Genomic DNA, 18,164 nt, shown 5'->3' with positions numbered 1-18,164 from the left:
TCGAAATGAATTACTTATAAAAATTAGATAATACCACCCTATTGAGCAATCACTCCTCATTAGGATGGTATTTTTAGCCTATTAATTTTACGAACCGGTTTTTATAAACGGTTGGTACTGTATAGTTATTTGTTAAAATCTTATAGTCGATTTTAACAAAAATAGCTATTTCGTGTGATTAATTCAGTTTGTAAGCACTTTTCATAAAATGAAGCTATTTTTTTGGACATCAAAGTTTGAGAAAAGAGCCTTATAGAAAGAATCGTTGAATGTCGTTCCAAGTGACAACAAGCATCAATAGCATCAACAACGCAAATCCGATAAAATGAACCATCCCCTCTTTTTGAGGGTCAATTGGTTTCCCTCTAACCGCTTCGACGGCAAAGAACATCAATCTACCACCGTCAAGAGCCGGGATTGGCAATAGGTTCATGATTCCTAGGTTAATACTTAGTACGGCCGCCCATCTCATTAAATACCAGATTCCTGATTGAGCGACAATGCTAGTCGATTCATAGATTCCAACTGGTCCTGCTAAAGCATCAATTGAAAATTGTCCTGTAACTAGTTTACCCACAGCGAAGATGATTTCTTTCGTCCACGTATAGGTTTCTTCAAAGCCATACCAAACCGCTTTTAAAGGGTCCTTTTCAATCGGAGCATAAACCCCGATAATTCCAATCGTTTGACTTTCGCCGCCTTCTATTTCAACCTCACGAGAATTTGGCGTTACAGGGATTTCAATTTGATTCCCATCACGTTGAATTAAGAACTCTAATTCTTTTTCCGGATTTCTTTGGATAATTTCTACAACATCTGTCCAACTAGAGATTTCTGCTCCTTCAATGCTTTGGACAACATCGCCTTCTTTCAATCCCGCTTCAAGCGCGGAACCATCAGTGGCTAGTTCCCCTAAAATTGGCTTATCAGATGGCATTCCTTGAAATAAAGCAATAACAATGAACACCACAATCGCTAGTAAGAAATTCATCATTGGGCCCGCAAAGATCGCCATTGTTCTTTGTCCAACAGTCTTTGAAGAAAATTGTCGGTCGTATGGAGCCAATTGTGTTTCTGCACCATTTTCAATAAAAACAGCAGATGGACTAATTGAAAAGGTTTGTAATTCCTCATCAGTTCCATCTTCATATCCTTTTATAAATAGCTCATGCTCAACATCCGCTTCCTCAACTTCAACAACGAGTGCATCCGGATATTTATCCTTATTATTCAGGATAATTTTATTTACTTTCTTGTCTTCCCCAAACAATAATCCGATTCGATATCCCGGCTTGAGTTCAACCATTTCTGGGTCCTCACCTGCCATCCGCACAAAACCACCTATTGGTAGTAAACGAATGGTATAGACCGTCTCGTTTCTTTTATGAGAAAAGACTTTCGGACCAAATCCAATCGCAAATTCGCGGCATAAAATCCCTGCCCGTTTTGCAAAAATCAGGTGACCCAGTTCATGGAAGAAAACAAGAGCCCCGAAAATGACGATAAAGGCAATAACTGTACTCAAAATGAATGACCACCTTTTTTAAATAAGTGAGAATACTGATTTTCTAGTTTCTGCATCAACGGCTTGTATGGTTTCCAGGTCAGGATTACCAATTGTTTGATGTTGGTCTAAAACTCTCTCAATCAATTCTTCAATCTGCAAGAAGGATATTTTCCCATCTAGGAATGCAGAAACAGCGGCCTCATTTGCAGCATTTAAAACTGTAGGCATTGTGCCCCCAGCCCGCCCCGCATCAAAGGCAAACTTCAGGCAACGGAAACGGTCATAGTCCATTTCGGAAAAATGGAGTTTTCCAATTTGCGCAAGGCTTAAACGCTTCCCCGCTGGGTGCGGAAGTCGGTCAGGATAAGTGAGTGCATACTGAATCGGTACTCGCATATCAGGAGTTCCAAGCTGTGCAATAATACTCGTGTCATGGAACTCGACCATTGAATGAATAATGCTCTCTTTATGAAGCACGACAGATATTTTTTCGTAAGGAATTGAAAATAACCAATGCGCTTCGATTACCTCGAGCCCTTTATTCATCATCGTCGCTGAATCAATCGTGATTTTAGCACCCATTGACCAATTCGGATGATTTAATGCCTCTTTGACAGTTACATCTTTTAACTCTTCACGTTTCCGGTCCCGGAAGCTTCCTCCAGACGCCGTCAAAATCAATTGCTCGATATTTTTAGATTGCTCTCCTTGTAATGCCTGAAAAATGGCCGAGTGTTCACTATCTACAGGTAGGAGAGGGACATTGTTTTGTTTGGCCGCCCCCATAACAAGGTGACCTGCAGTGACGAGCGTTTCCTTATTGGCAATCGCTATCGTCTTTCCGGCTTGGATTGCTTTTAAAGTAGGAGATAGCCCTACACTTCCTAGCACAGCATTTACGAGGATTTCAGCTTGATCATAGACCGCAACTTCTTCAATCCCTTTCGCACCGTGATAAAACGTGATCCCCGGAAACTCAGCCCTTAACCTCTCACAATCACTTTTCTCCTGGACGGATACCAGATCAGGTCTAAATTCGGCAACAATTTTCCTTACCTGTTCGATATTCCGGCCAGCAGACAATGCGACTAACTGAAATGATTCCTTGTGTCCCCTAATAATATCAAGAGTTTGTATTCCAATGGAACCTGTTGCTCCCAATAAGCTAATTTTCTTCACTACATTCACTCCTAATTCAACAAGCGAAACCTTAACTGAGGTTTTAAATCAAAAAACCTACTGTTGTACGAGTTGATCGATATAGTCGCTATTTCACATCATTATAACAAATTCAAGAAATGGATAAGCGGTAAGACAAACAGAAGGCTGTCAAACCTGTCCAAAATCCCTCCGTGACCTGGGAGAATGTTCCCAGAATCTTTCACATGATAATGTCGTTTCAACGCTGATTCAACTAAGTCTCCCACTTGGCCGAAAACTGATAGTACAGCTGTTGCCAGCACTAGAGCCCATAATGAAACTCCGATATTTGTAAAGAGGGCAAAGATTATGGCTACAATAATGGCACATATAATGCCACCAAAGGCCCCTTCAACTGTTTTATTTGGACTAATTTCGGGCCATAATTTTCTCTTTCCCATTGCACGGCCAATAAAATAAGCCCCTGAATCAGTCGCCCAAATGATAAATAGAGCATAAATCACAAAAGTTAACCCATTCTCAGCAGCTCGTGTTTCAATAAAATAATAAAAGCCGATTCCGACATAAAGGGTTGCCAATACAGAAAATGCAACATTATCAAAGGTAAATCGGTTCTTGGTAATAACTGTATAAGTTAAAAACAACAAAACAGCCAAGAGAGCAAGTTCAAATTTCGAATAATTAATGTTCTCAAGAAGCCCTATGTGCTCACTTGGGATTAGAAAAATCCAAAGTAATAAAAGAGAGATGAGGCCAGGTATTGAAAACAAGCGAATATTTTGCATTCTTAGTGTTTCATACAATCCAACTGATGCAAGAAGGTATACCATGAAAATAAACGGGAGACCTCCGATTAACACAATTGGCAGAAATATCGCCGCTGCTACGACTGCTGTTACGATTCTTTGCTTCATTTAATTCACACCTTTTTTATACTCCACCATACCGACGTTGACGGCCTTGGAACACTTCTACAGCCTCAACAAAGTGTTCTTCGTTAAAATCAGGCCATAGGACATCTGTAAAGAAGAATTCAGTATAAGCAAGTTGCCAAAGCATAAAGTTACTTAAACGAATTTCTCCACTTGTCCTAATTAACAAATCCGGATCTTGGAAGCCTGAAGTCATTAGATACGATGAAAATGTTTCTTCATCTATACGCTCTCTATCCAGTTTGCCATCATCAACATCATTCAAGACCTGTTTTACGGCCTCAATGATTTCCACACGACTCCCATAGTTTAACGCAAAATTTAGGACAAGACCTGTATTGTCTTTTGTGCTTTCCATTGCTTTCTCAATCGCTTTAAGCGTGTGAGCTGGGAGCTTCTCTTTATGGCCAATCATGGTAACCCTCACATTTTCTTCAACCAATTCAGGAAGGAAAGTACCTAAGAATTCCTCTGGAAGCTTCATCAAAAAGTCAACTTCCATCTTTGGTCTTTTCCAATTTTCCGTTGAAAAGGCGTACAAGGTCAATGTTTTCACTCCAAGTTTATTTGCTAGTCGAGTGATTTTTCGAACGACCTTCATCCCTTCATGATGTCCCGCAACTCTTGGAAGTGAACGTTTCTTTGCCCAGCGTCCATTCCCATCCATAATAATAGCGATATGGGCAGGTACTTCTTGAGACTTAATTTGTGAGATTCGGTCACTCAAACTGGAAGGTTGATTTTGGGACTTCCAGGGATTAAGTTTATTTAACATAAGACAGCTCCCCTAAATAGGATAGTACTCGCTTCCAAATAGTCTATTGATTGGTTTTGTAGCATATGCTCCTATCATACCAAAAATGAAAAAAGATATCTCTATAAAAAGATTATGTACTCATTATCTAAATCAGAATCCTTTCATAGAGGATTCTTTATGTTTTCTATGAAAAAACCCCCTGTTAAAAGAGGGTCTTATCACGATATTCATCACCTTGTAGGGTTCTTTTTAGACTTCCAATAATTCTTTTTCTTTATCCTTCGTAATCTGGTCAATCTTACTGATGAATTCATCGGTTACCTTTTGAATATCATCGGAGTAGCCACGAAGAGCATCCTCAGTAATTTCACCATTTTTCTCTAACTTTTTCAAATCATCGTTCCCGTCACGACGAATATTGCGAATCCCGATTTTTGCATCTTCAGATTCTTTACGAACTTGTTTAACCAGTTCCTTACGACGCTCTTCTGTTAATTGAGGAATCGCCAAGCGGATGACTGAACCATCACTTGTTGGGTTTATTCCTAAATCAGACTTCATAATCGCTTTTTCAATTTCACCAAGAACTGACTTATCGTAAGGTTGAATAACAAGAAGTCGAGCTTCTGGCACTGAAATCCCTGCTAATTGGTTCACAGGAGTTGGTGCTCCATAATAATCAACCGTAATTCGATCTAATAGAGAAGCACTCGCTCTCCCTGCACGGATTGAAGCCAATTCTCGAGTGTAAGCCTGAACTGCTTTTGTCATTCGGTCTTTTGTTTTTTCAATGACTTGTTTTGGCATAATTATTTCCCCCTAACAATTGTTCCAATTTTTTCACCCATAACAGCTCTCTTAATATTTCCTTCTTCCATAATAGAGAATACAATCAATGGGATATTATTGTCCATACATAAAGAAGAAGCAGTTGAATCCATAACAGCTAATCCTTCTTTAATAACGTCTAGGTAAGAAAGTTCATCGTATTTGACTGCATTTGCATCTACACGCGGATCCGCAGAATAAACACCATCAACATTGTTTTTCGCCATCAGGATTACTTCTGCCTCAATTTCAGCAGCTCGTAACGCCGCTGTTGTATCGGTAGAGAAATAAGGATTTCCGGTTCCAGCTGCAAAAATGACAACACGAGTTTTTTCTAAATGGCGAATAGCGCGTCTCCTGATATAAGGCTCCGCTACTTGACGCATCTCAATGGAAGTTTGGACTCTCGTTTCAATACCTTCCTGTTCAAGACTATCTTGAAGTGCCAATGAATTCATGACCGTCGCAAGCATTCCCATATAATCAGCTGTAGCTCGGTCCATGCCCATTTCTTCGCCAATTTTGCCACGCCAAATGTTTCCGCCACCAACAACAACCGCGACTTCAACACCTAACTCAGCAAGCTCTTTTACTTGTCCAGCAACGTTTTTAATGACAGAAGGATTAATTCCGAAGCCATTTTCACCAGCTAGTGCTTCCCCACTTAATTTTAACACTACTCGTTTGTACTTTGGGTTACTCATAAAAACCTCCGAATAATTGAAATGTGGAAGCGCCTTGTTCAGCTCCGACAGGCATAAGACGCGCCCTGAGTGAAGGTGTTCTGTGCCTTCAAACAGGGAGTGGCTTATAACCCAAGGAGCTAGGCGCTGCAACTAGACACATTGAAATGTGGAAGCGCCTTGTTCAAATCATTACATTAATGATTGGGACGCTAAAGATTGTATACTCTCTCTCCAAAAATAGGGAACACAGAGTGTTCCCTAAAAAAAGTAGAGTTGATTATGATTATTTTTTATTAACTTGGCTCATAACTTCTTCAGCAAAGTTATCTTCGCGCTTTTCGATTCCTTCTCCAACTTCGTAACGTACGAATTCACGAACAGTGCCACCAGCAGCTTCTACGAATTGACGTACTTTCTGGTCAGGGTTTTTAACGAAAGCTTGATCTAAAAGACAAACGTCTTCGAAGTATTTTCCAAGGCGGCCTTCAACCATTTTCGCAACGATATTTTCTGGCTTGCCTTCGTTAAGTGCTTGTTGAGTTAAAACTTGACGCTCGCGCTCTACTTCATCAGCAGAAACTTCATCACGTGAAACATATTTAGGGTTTAATGCAGCGATGTGCATAGAAACATCTTTCGCAGCTGCTTCATCAGTTGTTCCTTCAAGAACAGAAAGTACGCCGATGCGTCCGCCCATGTGAAGATATGCACCAAATGCATCTGCATCTGTTTTTGTTTTCACTTCAAAACGACGAAGTGTAAGTTTTTCTCCGATTTTTGCGACTGCAGAATTGATGTGTGATTCAACAGTTGCACCATTTTCCATTGTTTGTCCAAGTGCTTCTTCAAGAGTAGCAGGCTTGTTCTTTAGAAGATGGCTAGCAAGTTCTTTAACAAGAGTTTGGAAGCCTTCGTTTTTCGCAACGAAATCTGTTTCAGAGTTTACTTCTAGGAGAACAGCTTCGTTTCCTTCCACAACAACGCTTGTAAGACCTTCAGCAGCAATACGGTCACCTTTCTTAGCTGCCTTCGCGATTCCTTTTTCACGAAGGAAGTCAATTGCTTTCTCCATATCTCCGTCGACTTCTTGAAGTGCTTTTTTACAGTCCATCATACCTGCGCCAGTTTTTTCACGTAGTTCTTTAACCATTTGTGCAGTAATTGCCATAACGATTATTCCTCCTAAAGGTTAGTATATGTACCTATTCCATATTTTCTCAATATCCAAGAGATTTAAACTTTAAAAGCGAACTCGACTTTAAAAAAAGGTGATAAAGGGCATCCCTATATCACCTTTCCCTAAGCAAGACTTAAGCTTCAACAGTTTCAGCTGTTTCTTCCCCTTGCTTTGCTTCAAGGATTGCATCAGCCATTTTACCTGTTAGAAGTTTCACAGCACGAATTGCATCATCGTTCGCTGGAATAACAACATCGATTTCATCTGGATCACAGTTTGTATCAACAATTCCTACGATCGGAATGTTCAACTTACGTGCTTCTGCCACTGCAATACGCTCTTTACGAGGGTCGATAATGAATAAAGCATCTGGAAGAGTCTTCATATCTTTAATACCGCCCAAGAACTTTTCTAAGCGCTCTTGTTCTTTTCTTAGTTGAACAACTTCTTTTTTAGGAAGGACTTCAAATGTACCATCTTCAGCCATTCTCTCAATATCTTTAAGGCGTGAAATACGCTTTTGGATTGTTTCGAAGTTTGTTAAAGTTCCACCTAACCAGCGTTGGTTCACAAAGTACATTCCAGAACGTTCTGCTTCTTCTTTCACAGAGTCCTGAGCTTGTTTCTTTGTACCAACGAAAAGAATTGTGCCACCTTCTGCAGCAAGTTCTTTTACCCAGTTATAAGCTTCTTCAACCTTTTTAACTGTTTTTTGAAGGTCGATGATGTAGATGCCGTTACGCTCAGTGAAAATATATTTTTTCATCTTAGGGTTCCAACGGCGAGTCTGGTGACCAAAGTGTACACCAGCTTCAAGCAATTGCTTCATAGAAATAACTGACATGTTTTTTTCCTCCTAGTGGTTTGATTTCCTCCGATCATATCTTCTTTAGCGGAAACTGAATGAATCAGCACCAACCGCATAAATCCATGACCGTGTGTTTTTAACACCGTTTAATAATATAGCATAAGAGTAGTTGACAATCAAGTAGAACTTAATTTTTTTAAGAGCAAGTCCTCCAAAAACCTAAAATACTTCTCCTTCTTTCATATTAATCTTAGGATTTTATCAGCAATAAAGATCCTGAGTCATTTCAAAATAAAAATCCTGTTTTAAACCAAACAGGATTTTTCGGAGAACATGATGATTATTTGGTTTTAAGTTTTTCTAATTCAAGTAAAAACTTATCATTCAATACTTTAATGTAAGTCCCCTTCATACCTAGAGAACGTGATTCAATTACACCCGCACTTTCTAGTTTACGAAGAGCATTAACGATTACAGAACGCGTAATTCCTACACGGTCAGCAATTTTAGATGCAACTAATAAGCCCTCTTTGCCGTTTAATTCTTCAAAAATATGTTCAATTGCTTCAAGTTCACTGTAAGAAAGAGAACTGATAGCCATTTGAACAACTGCTTTGCTACGCGCTTCTTCTTCAATTTCTTCCGCTTTTTCACGTAAGATTTCCATCCCAACAACTGTTGCTCCATATTCAGCTAAAATCAAATCGTCATCATGGAACGGGTCTGCAACACGACCAAGAAGTAGCGTACCTAGGCGCTCCCCTCCACCAATAATTGGCACGATTGTTGTTAAACCATTTCTAAATAGGTCTTTGTTTTCTACAGGGAAAATAGTGTATTGACTTTCCACATCTAAGTTTGGGGATGTTTCTTGAATGTTAAACAATCCATTTGTGTATTCTTCCGGGAATTGACGATCTTCAAGCATTTTCTTCATACGATCGTTTTCAATTTGTTGGTTTACAGCAAATCCTAATAATTTCCCACGACGACTAACAACGAAGATATTCGCTTCAATTACATCAGATAATGTCTCTGACATTTCCTTAAAGTTCACTGGTTTTCCAGCTGCTTTTTGGAGTAGTGCATTAATTTTTCTTGTTTTTGATAGTAAATCCATTCGTTCTTCCTCCTATTTGCGTAAACAAATCTATATGATGTTTTTAAATTCTATTGCGACCATTCTACGAGCATCGCTAGTTAAAATGGTTTATAAAATAAATCTACTTAAGTCTTTATTTCTAGAAATCGCTCCTAGTTTCTCTTCTACATATTGAGGAGTAATCGTGATTTCACCCATCGAAATATCCGGAGCTTCAAAACTTAAGTCTTCAAGTAACTTTTCCAAAATAGTATGGAGACGTCTCGCACCGATATTATCCGTATTTTGGTTCACCTCATAGGCTACTTCTGCCACCTTACGAATAGCATCGTCAGAAAATTCAATTTGTATACCTTCTGTTTCCAATAATGCTTTATATTGTTTAATCAATGCATTATCTGGTTCAACAAGTATGCGGTAAAAATCATCTACCGTTAGCTTCGTTAACTCAACACGAATTGGAAAACGTCCTTGTAACTCAGGGATTAAATCAGATGGTTTTGCCATATGGAAGGCACCCGCAGCTACGAAGAGAACATGATCTGTTTTAACCGGACCGTATTTCGTCACAACAGTTGAACCTTCAACAATTGGCAGAATGTCTCTTTGGACTCCTTCACGGGAAACATCAGCAGATGACCCTCCTGAACTTTTAGAAGCAATCTTATCAATCTCATCGATAAAAATGATCCCTGTTTGCTCCGCACGAACGGTCGCTTCTTGAGTTACTTCATCCATATCAATTAATTTTTGAGCTTCCTCATTTGCCAGTACTTTACGTGCTTCTTTTACTGGAAGTTTCCGTTTTTTCCTTTTCTTCGGCATAAGGTTACTCAGTGCATCCTGCATGTTCACACCCATTTGCTCCATGCCGGAACCTTGTAGCATATCGAACATGGAAGGCGCTTGTTCATCTACTTCGATGGTAACCACTTCATTTTCCAGTTCTCCTGCTTCCAACTTTTGCTGAACTGCTTTTCGTCTCTCTCTCACATTCATTTCTTCCGTTGAAGCTGTATTGTTTTCTGGTTCAGATTGAGCGTTTCCACCGAAAAGCATTTCCAATGGATTTTTATAATTGGTCGCTTTCTTTGTAGAAGGAACCAAGAGTTCCACAAGGCGGCGATTGGCATTTTCTTCAGCGCGTTCCTTTACACTCAACATTTTTTCTTCTTTCACAATACGAACAGAAGTTTCAACCAAATCACGAACCATTGATTCGACATCGCGGCCAACATAACCAACTTCTGTGAACTTTGTCGCTTCTACTTTCACAAACGGTGCTCGAACCATTTTGGCCATTCTTCGCGCAATTTCCGTTTTCCCAACACCAGTTGGCCCAATCATCAGGATATTCTTTGGACTGATTTCATCGCGAATACTTTCATCTAACAAACTTCTGCGGTATCGATTCCTCAATGCAACAGCTACCGCTTTTTTTGCATCTTTTTGGCCAATAATAAATTGATCTAGTCGGTCAACGATTTGCCTAGGGGTTAAGTTTGTTGAATTTTTCACTAATGTTCACTCCTTCCCTATAATTCTTCCACAATAATGTTGGTATTGGTATACACACAAATATCTGCCGCAATCTCAAGCGCCGCTTTTGCAATTTCTACTGCTGTCAAATGTTCACCTGCATACTGTTTTAATGAACGACCAGCTGCCAGTGCATAATTCCCACCAGAGCCAATTGCCAAGATTCCGTCATCCGGTTCAATTACTTCACCTGTACCTGAGATGAGTAATATATGCTCTTCGTTCATGACAATCAACATTGCTTCAAGTTGTCTAAGCATTTTATCGCCGCGCCATTGCTTTGCTAACTCAACAGCAGCTCGTTGTAAGCTTCCGTTGTATTCTTCAAGCTTTGCTTCAAACATTTCAAATAAGGTAAAAGCATCTGCTACGGACCCAGCAAATCCAGCCACTACTTTTCCATTAAATAGTTTTCGAACTTTTCTTGCTGTGTGTTTCATCACAACTGCATTCCCAAATGTAACTTGACCGTCTCCGGACATTGCACATTTCCCTTTATGTTGAACCGCAAAGATAGTGGTTGCATGAAATTGAGACATACCTCTTCCTCCTTTTAAGACTTTATGCCCTTGGATGAGCGGACATATAGGTCCGTCTTAAATGTTCATTGGTTATATGAGTGTAAACCTGTGTTGAGGATAAAAAAGCATGACCAAGGAGTTCTTGGACCGTTCTTAAATCAGCACCATTGCTCAGCAAATGGGTTGCAAATGAGTGCCGAAGCTTATGTGGATGAATTTCCCCTTGTAGTGCTGATTTTTCAACCATCTTGTTTAATATTTCACGAACTCCTCTATCGGTCAATGGTCCCCCACGAAAATTAACGAATAAGAAACCATGGTCTTCTTTCCCTTTTAACAGTTCATGACGTGCTGTCTGTATGTAACCTTCAAGTTCATCATGGGCAAAGCTTCCGAATGGAACATACCTCTGCTTATGCCCTTTTCCCTGTACCAGAACCGTCGAAAGGTAAAAATCAAGATCTGATAGACGAATTTTACAACATTCACTCACTCGAATTCCTGTACCATAAAGCAATTCCAACAAAGCTTTATTTCGCTTTCCAAGGGCTGTATCTGTCTCACAAGCGTTAAACAGCAACTCCAATTCTTGTTCATAAAAAAAATCCGGAAGTCGTTTCTCTGCTTTCGGGATGGAGACTAGCGCCATTGGGTTATCTTCGACGAGTTTTTCCCGCATGAGGAATTTATAAAAACTTCGAAGACAAGAGATTCGTCGCGCTACTGTTCTTCTTGATAGTTGTTTTTCGTATAGTTTCGTCAGATAGATTCGGACATCAGAGTATTGGACTTCCTTTAGATCATGAATTGCCTCTTCTTTCATGAAATCAAAGAAATCGAGGATGTCATGATGATAATGTTCAACAGTATATTGTGAACAGTTTTTTTCAATTTGTAAATATTCTATAAACAACTTTAACGAAACGTTCACATTTCCCGTCAATGGCATCACCTCACAAAGGCTACTAAATGTTATCATATCTTAATAACCATATGCAACAAGTTTGCAAATTTTTCACAACTTTCTGAAATATTTCCAATACTAGGGATTTTTAAAGAAATCACAGTTATTGAAAAAAGCTTCAAATCGATCTATCTAAAAACTACTACCTTTCTATTCTTACCCTGAATTGGACATTTTGCACCTAAAAATACGAATTAAACAGAAAAAAGTTTCAAATCGAACAAAGAATGATTCTATCACAAACTTCATCAACGTTCAAAGAGAAAGTTTTTAATTCAAATTAAAACTCTAGTAAAGCAGAAACTATTTATACTAGAGGCTAACCTTAGACACCTTAGTCCTCCAAAATGTAACGTCTTGAATTTCGTCCTGGATCCAAAGCAAAAGAGTGAGCATATGCTCACTCTTATTTTTGTGGTTCTTCTTTATAATCACATTCCGTACACGAAACTTGGACACCTTTTTTAAGCTTTTTCTCGACCAGAAGACTCTCACATTTTGGACAACTTCTAGCAATCGGTTTGTCCCAAGATAGAAATTCACATTCAGGATAGCGGTCACAGCCGTAAAATATGCGACGTTTCTTACTTTTCCGTTCAATGATGTTTCCTTCTTTACAATTTGGACATTTCACTCCAATCTCTTTAACAATTGCTTTCGTATTCCGACAATCAGGGAAGTTGCTGCATGCCATGAATTTTCCATAGCGTCCCATTTTAAACACCATTGGGTTTCCACATTGGTCACAATCTTCCCCAGCAGGTTCATCTTTAATTTCAACTTCTTGCATTTCTATCTCAGCTTTTTTGAGATCTTGTTCAAAATCTTGATAAAATTCATCAATAATTTTTAGCCATTCTACTTTGCCTTCTTCGATATTATCAAGATCTTCTTCCATTTTCGCTGTAAATTCAACATCCAAGATTCCTGGGAAAAATTCACTCATTAATTCATGGACGATTTCTCCTAACTCGGTTGGAACAAAGCGCTTATTATCAAGAGCGACATATCCTCGTTTTTGGATTGTATCCATCGTTGGGGCATATGTTGAAGGTCTTCCAATTCCCAACTCTTCAAGTTCTCGGACTAAACGGGCTTCCGTATACCTTGGAGGTGGCTGGGTAAAATGTTGTTTTGGTTCAATGTCCTTTTTTAGGACCTCATCGCCTTCTTTTAGATCTGGAAGCTGTTTGTCTTTTTCTTCCGTTTGATCGTCTGTCCCTTCGACATAGACTTTCATAAACCCATGGAATTTGATTTTCGAACCAGTCGCTCTGAACACCACTCCCGAATTTAGCAAATCGACACTCATCGTATCCATAACTGCAGAAGCCATTTGACTAGCAACAAAACGTTCCCAAATTAATTTATATAGCCTTAATTGATCCCTCGATAAAAATTGCTTCAGTTCACTCGGAATGCGCAAAGCACTTGTTGGCCGAATCGCTTCGTGTGCATCTTGAGCATTGCTTACTTTCTTTTCCTTTTTCGTTTCTGTTTTCAAGTACTCTTTTCCAAATTGTGATTCGATATAACGACTTGCTTCTTCTTGAGCAACTTCAGAAATACGCGTTGAGTCTGTTCTCATATAGGTAATTAAACCAACAGTCCCTTCACTTCCTAAGTCGATTCCTTCGTATAACTGTTGCGCGAGCATCATCGTCTTTTTCGCTCTAAAATTTAATTTACGAGCCGCTTCTTGCTGAAGAGAAGAGGTAATAAAAGGTGGTGCAGGATTTCGTTTACGCTCTTTCTTCGTAACGGAATCTATTAAGAACTTATTCCCTTTCAATTTTTGAAGGACTTTTTTGACATCTTCCTCGGATTTCAGCTCCATTTTCTTTTTATCGATGCCGTAGAAAGAACCTTCAAACTTTGATTTCCCTTTTAAAAATTCAGCTCCAATAGTCCAATATTCTTCCGGTTGGAAGTTTTGAATTTCTTTTTCACGATCAATGATCATCCGTAAAGCGACAGATTGGACGCGACCAGCACTTAATCCTTTTTTCACTTTTTTCCATAACAGTGGACTGATGTTATAACCAACAAGACGATCCAATACCCGACGTGCTTGCTGTGCATCCACGAGATCCATGTTAATTGGTCGTGGGTGCTTAAACGATTCTTTGATCGCATCCTTTGTAATTTCGTTAAATACCACACGACAGTCAGAATTTACATCTACATCAAGACTGTGGGCCAAATGCCAAGCAATGGCCTCCCCTTCGCGATCGGGGTCAGCCGCGAGATAGATTTTCTTGGCTTTTTTTGCAGCTGTTTTTAATTCCTTCAAAACAGGGCCTTTCCCACGAATAGTGATATACTTTGGTTCAAAGCGTTGCTCTGGAGAAACCCCCATTTGACTCTTAGGCAAATCTCGAACATGACCCATTGAAGCTTTTACTTTATATTTTTTTCCTAGATACCGTTCAATCGTCTTCGCTTTCGCGGGTGACTCAACGATGACTAAATAATCCGACATTCAGTTAGTCCTCCTTAGAGGGAATAAAATTACCACTATTATTTAATATGCGGTTCCCCATTGTCAATAACCTGGGTAAAGTAAGCGTTTTATTTTTTTAACCAGCCCATTTTTTAAAGGGTGATCGTGAAGCACTTCCCGCTTTTCGATAACCAGCATCAGTCTTAACCTGATTTATATCATAATGTTCATTGCTTTTAAATCCCTATCTCCTGAGAGTTGGGAATAACAGCTTTGATCAATTGATTGCCATAACTCTTTTTTTGGTTAGTCCTGATGCAAAATGTATAACAGATTTTGAATAATTTCAACCATTTTGTAATAAATTTTCCAAATGACTTGGTTTTAGACATCGGAAAATCCCTTTAGTTAGAACGTTTTTTCACTACATTTTCCTTTCATAAAAAATTTCTTCTATTATATCTTTTGGTTCTTTGACTAATTTTGCTCCAATCTTGATTAATTCATTTGTTCCTACGGAAGAAGGGGTCAAAATATTGCCTGGCACAGCAAATACTTCTCTTCCCTCATTCAACGCCATATCTGCAGTAATGAACGAGCCACTTCGTCGCTTCGCCTCAATAACGACCGTACCTCTTGCTAACCCAGCAATGATTCGATTTCTTAAAGGAAAATGCCACTTTTCAGGCCTAAAATGAGGGGGATACTCTGAGAGAACTAGATGTTCCTCCATCATATAGTTCGCGAGAGTTTGATTTTCTTTTGGATAGATGTGTTGAAATCCTCCAGCGATGACGCCAATCGTCTTCCCGCCAAGATGCACCGCCGTTTGGTGTGCATGCGTATCTATCCCCTTTGCCAAACCACTAATAATGACCGCTTCCTGTTTCACTAATTCAGGGAATAGGTACTCAATGACCTTTTTTCCATAACTTGTTGCTTCCCTACTTCCTACAACAGCGAGAGGAAACGGGCGATTTAACAAGCTTTTGTCACCTTTAGCAAAAAGTACCCAAGGTGGTCGATAGACATTCTTTAATAACATAGGATAGTCATCATCAAAGTAGCTTATAAGATGAATTTGGTTCTTTTGATAGTATTCGAGTAACTGTTCAATCGGAATGTTTTGAGGAGAAGAAAACGAGCCTTTTACGGCATTGGAGAATGACTGATGTTCGTGAGTGGTATAAAGAGAAGCTAAACTAGGATCTATTTTTAAAAGTTGATAAATGGCCTTCCAACTATATGTTCTACAGTGGATCAAGTGGATGAGCCTTTTTTTGGATTCTTCCATGGGGACCTCCGATTTAAGGAAAGTGTGGTAAAAAGAAGAAATAAAAAGATGGCAAACAGTCCCTCTAGGAAGAGGGACTGTTGTGAAAACAATCTTTATTAATGAGTTTTACATTTTTCGTAAAGTCCTTGTTCTTTAAGAACTTCGATTAATGTTTCTCCCATAACAGATGGAGTCTCTGCAACTTTGATGCCTGCATCGTTCATGACGCGAATTTTTTCATCAGCTGTACCTTTACCACCAGAAATAATCGCACCAGCATGGCCCATACGCTTTCCTGGAGGAGCAGTACGTCCACCGATGAAGCCAACAACAGGCTTCGTCATATTTGCTTTTACCCATTCAGCTGCTTCTTCTTCTGCAGTTCCACCGATTTCACCAATCATGATGACCGCGTAAGTTTCTGGGTCTTCATTGAAAGCTTTAAGAACATCAATAAAGTTGGTTCCATTAACAGGGTCTCCACCGATTCCGACAGCAGTCGTTTGACCGATTCCAGCTTGAGTTAACTGATGAACAGCTTCATAGGTTAATGTTCCGGAGCGAGAAACAACTCCAACATGACCTTTTGTATGAATATATCCAGGCATAATACCGATTTTACATTCATCAGCTGTAATGATACCAGGGCAGTTAGGACCAACTAAGCGAGTCTTTTTACCCTCCATATAACGCTTCACTTTTACCATATCTAATACTGGGATATGCTCAGTAATACAAATGGCCAGATCTAATTCAGCATCCACCGCTTCCATAATGGCATCTGCTGCAAATGGAGCAGGTACATAGATAACAGAGGCAGTAGCTCCAGTTTCTTTTACCGCTTCTTGGACCGTGTTGAAGACAGGTACTCCTTCAACCTCTTGACCGCCTTTTCCTGGGGTAGTTCCTGCTACAATTTTCGTACCATATTCAAGCATTTGCTTTGTATGGAAAAGGGCTGTAGAACCAGTAATCCCTTGAACAATGACTTTTGTATCTTTATTAATAAATACACTCATGAAAACGATTCTCCTTCCTATCCTACTTAACTAGTGAAACGATCTTTTGCGCTCCGTCTGCCATTGATTCTGCTGCTACTAGGTTTAAGTCTGATTCATTTAGAATCTTCTTCCCTAAGTCAACATTTGTTCCTTCTAGTCGAACAACAAGCGGTACTTGAAGTCCAACTTCTTTTGCAGCTTGAACAACACCTTCTGCAATAACGTCACACTTCATAATTCCACCAAAAATATTGACAAAAATGCCTTTTACGTTTGGATCGGATAGAATAATCTTAAATGCTTCAGTAACCTTTTCAGCTGTTGCACCGCCCCCAACATCAAGGAAGTTCGCCGGTTCACCGCCATAGTGCTTGATGATATCCATTGTAGACATCGCAAGACCTGCACCATTAACCATACAACCGATGTTTCCATCAAGTGCTACATAGCTTAAGTCATACTTTGAAGCTTCGATTTCTTTTGGATCTTCTTCTTCTAAATCACGGAACTCAAGGATATTTTTTTGACGATAGAGAGCGTTTGAATCAAAGTTTAATTTCGCATCAAGCGCCATTACCTTGCCATCTCCAGTAACAACTAGTGGATTGATTTCCGCAATTGAGCAATCTTTTTCAATGTAAGCATTATATAAGCCCATCATAAACTTGACCGCTTGATTTACAAGTTCTTTTGGAATGTTGATATTGAAAGCGATACGGCGTGCTTGGAATGCAGTTAATCCAACAACCGGATCAATTTCTTCTTTGAAGATCTTTTCTGGAGTTTTTTCGGCAACTTCTTCGATTTCAGTACCGCCTTCTTCAGAAGCCATCAATACAACACGAGAAGTTGCACGGTCTAGAACAAGACCAACATAATATTCTTTCTTAATATCGCAGCCTTCTTCGATTAATAAACGCTTAACCTCTTTGCCTTCTGGTCCAGTTTGATGAGTGACAAGTGTTTTTCCTAAGATTTCACTCGCATATGTACGAACTTCATCTAAGTTCTTGGCAACTTTAACACCGCCAGCTTTCCCGCGGCCTCCAGCATGGATTTGTGCTTTTACAACACAGACTTGAGTTCCTAATTCTTTAGCCGCTTCAACAGCTTCTTCAACTGTGAAAGCTACCTTACCATTAGGTACCGTAACCCCATATTGTCTGAGGACCTCTTTTCCTTGATACTCATGGATATTCATTTTCCCATCCTCCTATCAACCTTTACAAGAAAGCGCAATCAAAATTATTGCACCCTATTAATGAAAGGTATTTTTACACTCTCTTATGTTTCAAATAATAAACCAACGCTTTCATTGTATAGAATGAAATATTTCTTGTCTAGACTTATGATTGAAATATTTTGCCTTTTAAAAAATTGCAAAAATAGTTGACAAGCAAAAAAAATACCAAGGTATATTCTACCTTGGTACAAGTTTTTTCGTTTTATTAAGTAGATTTAA

The 18,164-nt window shown here is 39.3% G+C and carries 16 protein-coding genes; all 16 read right to left on the bottom strand.

Annotation, left to right across the window (positions count from 1 at the left end; translation table 11 throughout):
• Positions 1-250: 250 nt before the first annotated feature.
• Positions 251-1,525, bottom strand: a complete 1,275-nt coding sequence (gene rseP / locus M3182_RS15700) for an RIP metalloprotease RseP (protein WP_251425847.1) — start codon at positions 1,523-1,525, stop codon at positions 251-253.
• Between the two features lie 18 nt (positions 1,526-1,543).
• The gene (gene dxr / locus M3182_RS15695) at positions 1,544-2,686 is read right to left on the bottom strand and encodes a 1-deoxy-D-xylulose-5-phosphate reductoisomerase (RefSeq protein ID WP_251425845.1); all 1,143 of its coding nucleotides are present in this window, start codon (positions 2,684-2,686) and stop codon (positions 1,544-1,546) included.
• 101 nt (positions 2,687-2,787) lie between these two features.
• On the bottom strand, positions 2,788-3,582 hold the full coding sequence (locus M3182_RS15690; protein ID WP_251558888.1) for a phosphatidate cytidylyltransferase: 795 nt from the start codon (positions 3,580-3,582) through the stop codon (positions 2,788-2,790).
• 16 nt (positions 3,583-3,598) lie between these two features.
• Positions 3,599-4,375 carry an undecaprenyl pyrophosphate synthase gene (gene uppS / locus M3182_RS15685; RefSeq protein ID WP_251425841.1) on the bottom strand — a complete coding sequence of 259 codons (777 nt, stop codon included), beginning with the start codon at positions 4,373-4,375 and terminating at the stop codon, positions 3,599-3,601.
• A 231-nt stretch (positions 4,376-4,606) separates the two neighbouring features.
• Positions 4,607-5,164, bottom strand: coding sequence for a ribosome recycling factor (frr, locus tag M3182_RS15680; protein WP_251425839.1), 558 nt, complete (start codon positions 5,162-5,164; stop codon positions 4,607-4,609).
• 2 nt (positions 5,165-5,166) lie between these two features.
• On the bottom strand, positions 5,167-5,889 hold the full coding sequence (gene pyrH / locus M3182_RS15675) for a UMP kinase (protein ID WP_251425837.1): 723 nt from the start codon (positions 5,887-5,889) through the stop codon (positions 5,167-5,169).
• Positions 5,890-6,154: 265 nt separating this feature from the next.
• Positions 6,155-7,039 carry a translation elongation factor Ts gene (gene tsf, locus M3182_RS15670; protein WP_251425836.1) on the bottom strand — a complete coding sequence of 295 codons (885 nt, stop codon included), beginning with the start codon at positions 7,037-7,039 and terminating at the stop codon, positions 6,155-6,157.
• Positions 7,040-7,181: 142 nt separating this feature from the next.
• Positions 7,182-7,892, bottom strand: coding sequence for a 30S ribosomal protein S2 (gene rpsB / locus M3182_RS15665; RefSeq protein WP_251425834.1), 711 nt, complete (start codon positions 7,890-7,892; stop codon positions 7,182-7,184).
• A gap of 304 nt (positions 7,893-8,196) precedes the next feature.
• Positions 8,197-8,976 carry a GTP-sensing pleiotropic transcriptional regulator CodY gene (gene codY / locus M3182_RS15660; protein ID WP_251425832.1) on the bottom strand — a complete coding sequence of 260 codons (780 nt, stop codon included), beginning with the start codon at positions 8,974-8,976 and terminating at the stop codon, positions 8,197-8,199.
• A gap of 90 nt (positions 8,977-9,066) precedes the next feature.
• On the bottom strand, positions 9,067-10,476 hold the full coding sequence (hslU, locus tag M3182_RS15655) for an ATP-dependent protease ATPase subunit HslU (protein WP_251425830.1): 1,410 nt from the start codon (positions 10,474-10,476) through the stop codon (positions 9,067-9,069).
• A gap of 17 nt (positions 10,477-10,493) precedes the next feature.
• Positions 10,494-11,036 (bottom strand): ATP-dependent protease subunit HslV, encoded by a 543-nt coding sequence (hslV, locus tag M3182_RS15650; RefSeq protein WP_251425828.1) that lies wholly within the window; start codon positions 11,034-11,036, stop codon positions 10,494-10,496.
• A gap of 22 nt (positions 11,037-11,058) precedes the next feature.
• Positions 11,059-11,967 (bottom strand): tyrosine recombinase XerC, encoded by a 909-nt coding sequence (gene xerC, locus M3182_RS15645; protein ID WP_251426189.1) that lies wholly within the window; start codon positions 11,965-11,967, stop codon positions 11,059-11,061.
• Between the two features lie 421 nt (positions 11,968-12,388).
• Complete coding sequence (gene topA / locus M3182_RS15640; RefSeq protein WP_251558886.1) at positions 12,389-14,464, bottom strand: type I DNA topoisomerase; 2,076 nt, start codon at positions 14,462-14,464, stop codon at positions 12,389-12,391.
• Between the two features lie 385 nt (positions 14,465-14,849).
• A complete protein-coding gene (gene dprA, locus M3182_RS15635; RefSeq protein ID WP_251425824.1) occupies positions 14,850-15,719 on the bottom strand; it encodes a DNA-processing protein DprA in 870 nt (289 codons plus the stop codon).
• Positions 15,720-15,817: 98 nt separating this feature from the next.
• Positions 15,818-16,720 carry a succinate--CoA ligase subunit alpha gene (sucD, locus tag M3182_RS15630; RefSeq protein WP_251425822.1) on the bottom strand — a complete coding sequence of 301 codons (903 nt, stop codon included), beginning with the start codon at positions 16,718-16,720 and terminating at the stop codon, positions 15,818-15,820.
• A 22-nt stretch (positions 16,721-16,742) separates the two neighbouring features.
• Positions 16,743-17,903 (bottom strand): ADP-forming succinate--CoA ligase subunit beta, encoded by a 1,161-nt coding sequence (gene sucC, locus M3182_RS15625; protein ID WP_251425820.1) that lies wholly within the window; start codon positions 17,901-17,903, stop codon positions 16,743-16,745.
• Positions 17,904-18,164: the final 261 nt, after the last annotated feature.

The sequence above is a fragment of the Mesobacillus maritimus genome (assembly GCF_023715205.1).
GTDB classification, from domain to species: domain Bacteria; phylum Bacillota; class Bacilli; order Bacillales; family Cytobacillaceae; genus Mesobacillus_B; species Mesobacillus_B maritimus_C.
Note: the sequence above shows the minus strand (reverse complement) of the source record. Positions and strands in the feature narration are given on the sequence as shown.

Coding starts and splice junctions, on each gene's coding strand:
- hslV (WP_251425828.1), bottom strand. CDS start 11,036: ATGTCTCAATTTCATGCAACCACTATCTTTGCGGTTCAACATAAAGGG.
- rpsB (WP_251425834.1), bottom strand. CDS start 7,892: ATGTCAGTTATTTCTATGAAGCAATTGCTTGAAGCTGGTGTACACTTT.
- sucC (WP_251425820.1), bottom strand. CDS start 17,903: ATGAATATCCATGAGTATCAAGGAAAAGAGGTCCTCAGACAATATGGG.
- pyrH (WP_251425837.1), bottom strand. CDS start 5,889: ATGAGTAACCCAAAGTACAAACGAGTAGTGTTAAAATTAAGTGGGGAA.
- xerC (WP_251426189.1), bottom strand. CDS start 11,967: ATGCCATTGACGGGAAATGTGAACGTTTCGTTAAAGTTGTTTATAGAA.
- topA (WP_251558886.1), bottom strand. CDS start 14,464: ATGTCGGATTATTTAGTCATCGTTGAGTCACCCGCGAAAGCGAAGACG.
- frr (WP_251425839.1), bottom strand. CDS start 5,164: ATGCCAAAACAAGTCATTGAAAAAACAAAAGACCGAATGACAAAAGCA.
- uppS (WP_251425841.1), bottom strand. CDS start 4,375: ATGTTAAATAAACTTAATCCCTGGAAGTCCCAAAATCAACCTTCCAGT.
- tsf (WP_251425836.1), bottom strand. CDS start 7,039: ATGGCAATTACTGCACAAATGGTTAAAGAACTACGTGAAAAAACTGGC.
- M3182_RS15690 (WP_251558888.1), bottom strand. CDS start 3,582: ATGAAGCAAAGAATCGTAACAGCAGTCGTAGCAGCGGCGATATTTCTG.
- codY (WP_251425832.1), bottom strand. CDS start 8,976: ATGGATTTACTATCAAAAACAAGAAAAATTAATGCACTACTCCAAAAA.
- dprA (WP_251425824.1), bottom strand. CDS start 15,719: ATGGAAGAATCCAAAAAAAGGCTCATCCACTTGATCCACTGTAGAACA.
- sucD (WP_251425822.1), bottom strand. CDS start 16,720: ATGAGTGTATTTATTAATAAAGATACAAAAGTCATTGTTCAAGGGATT.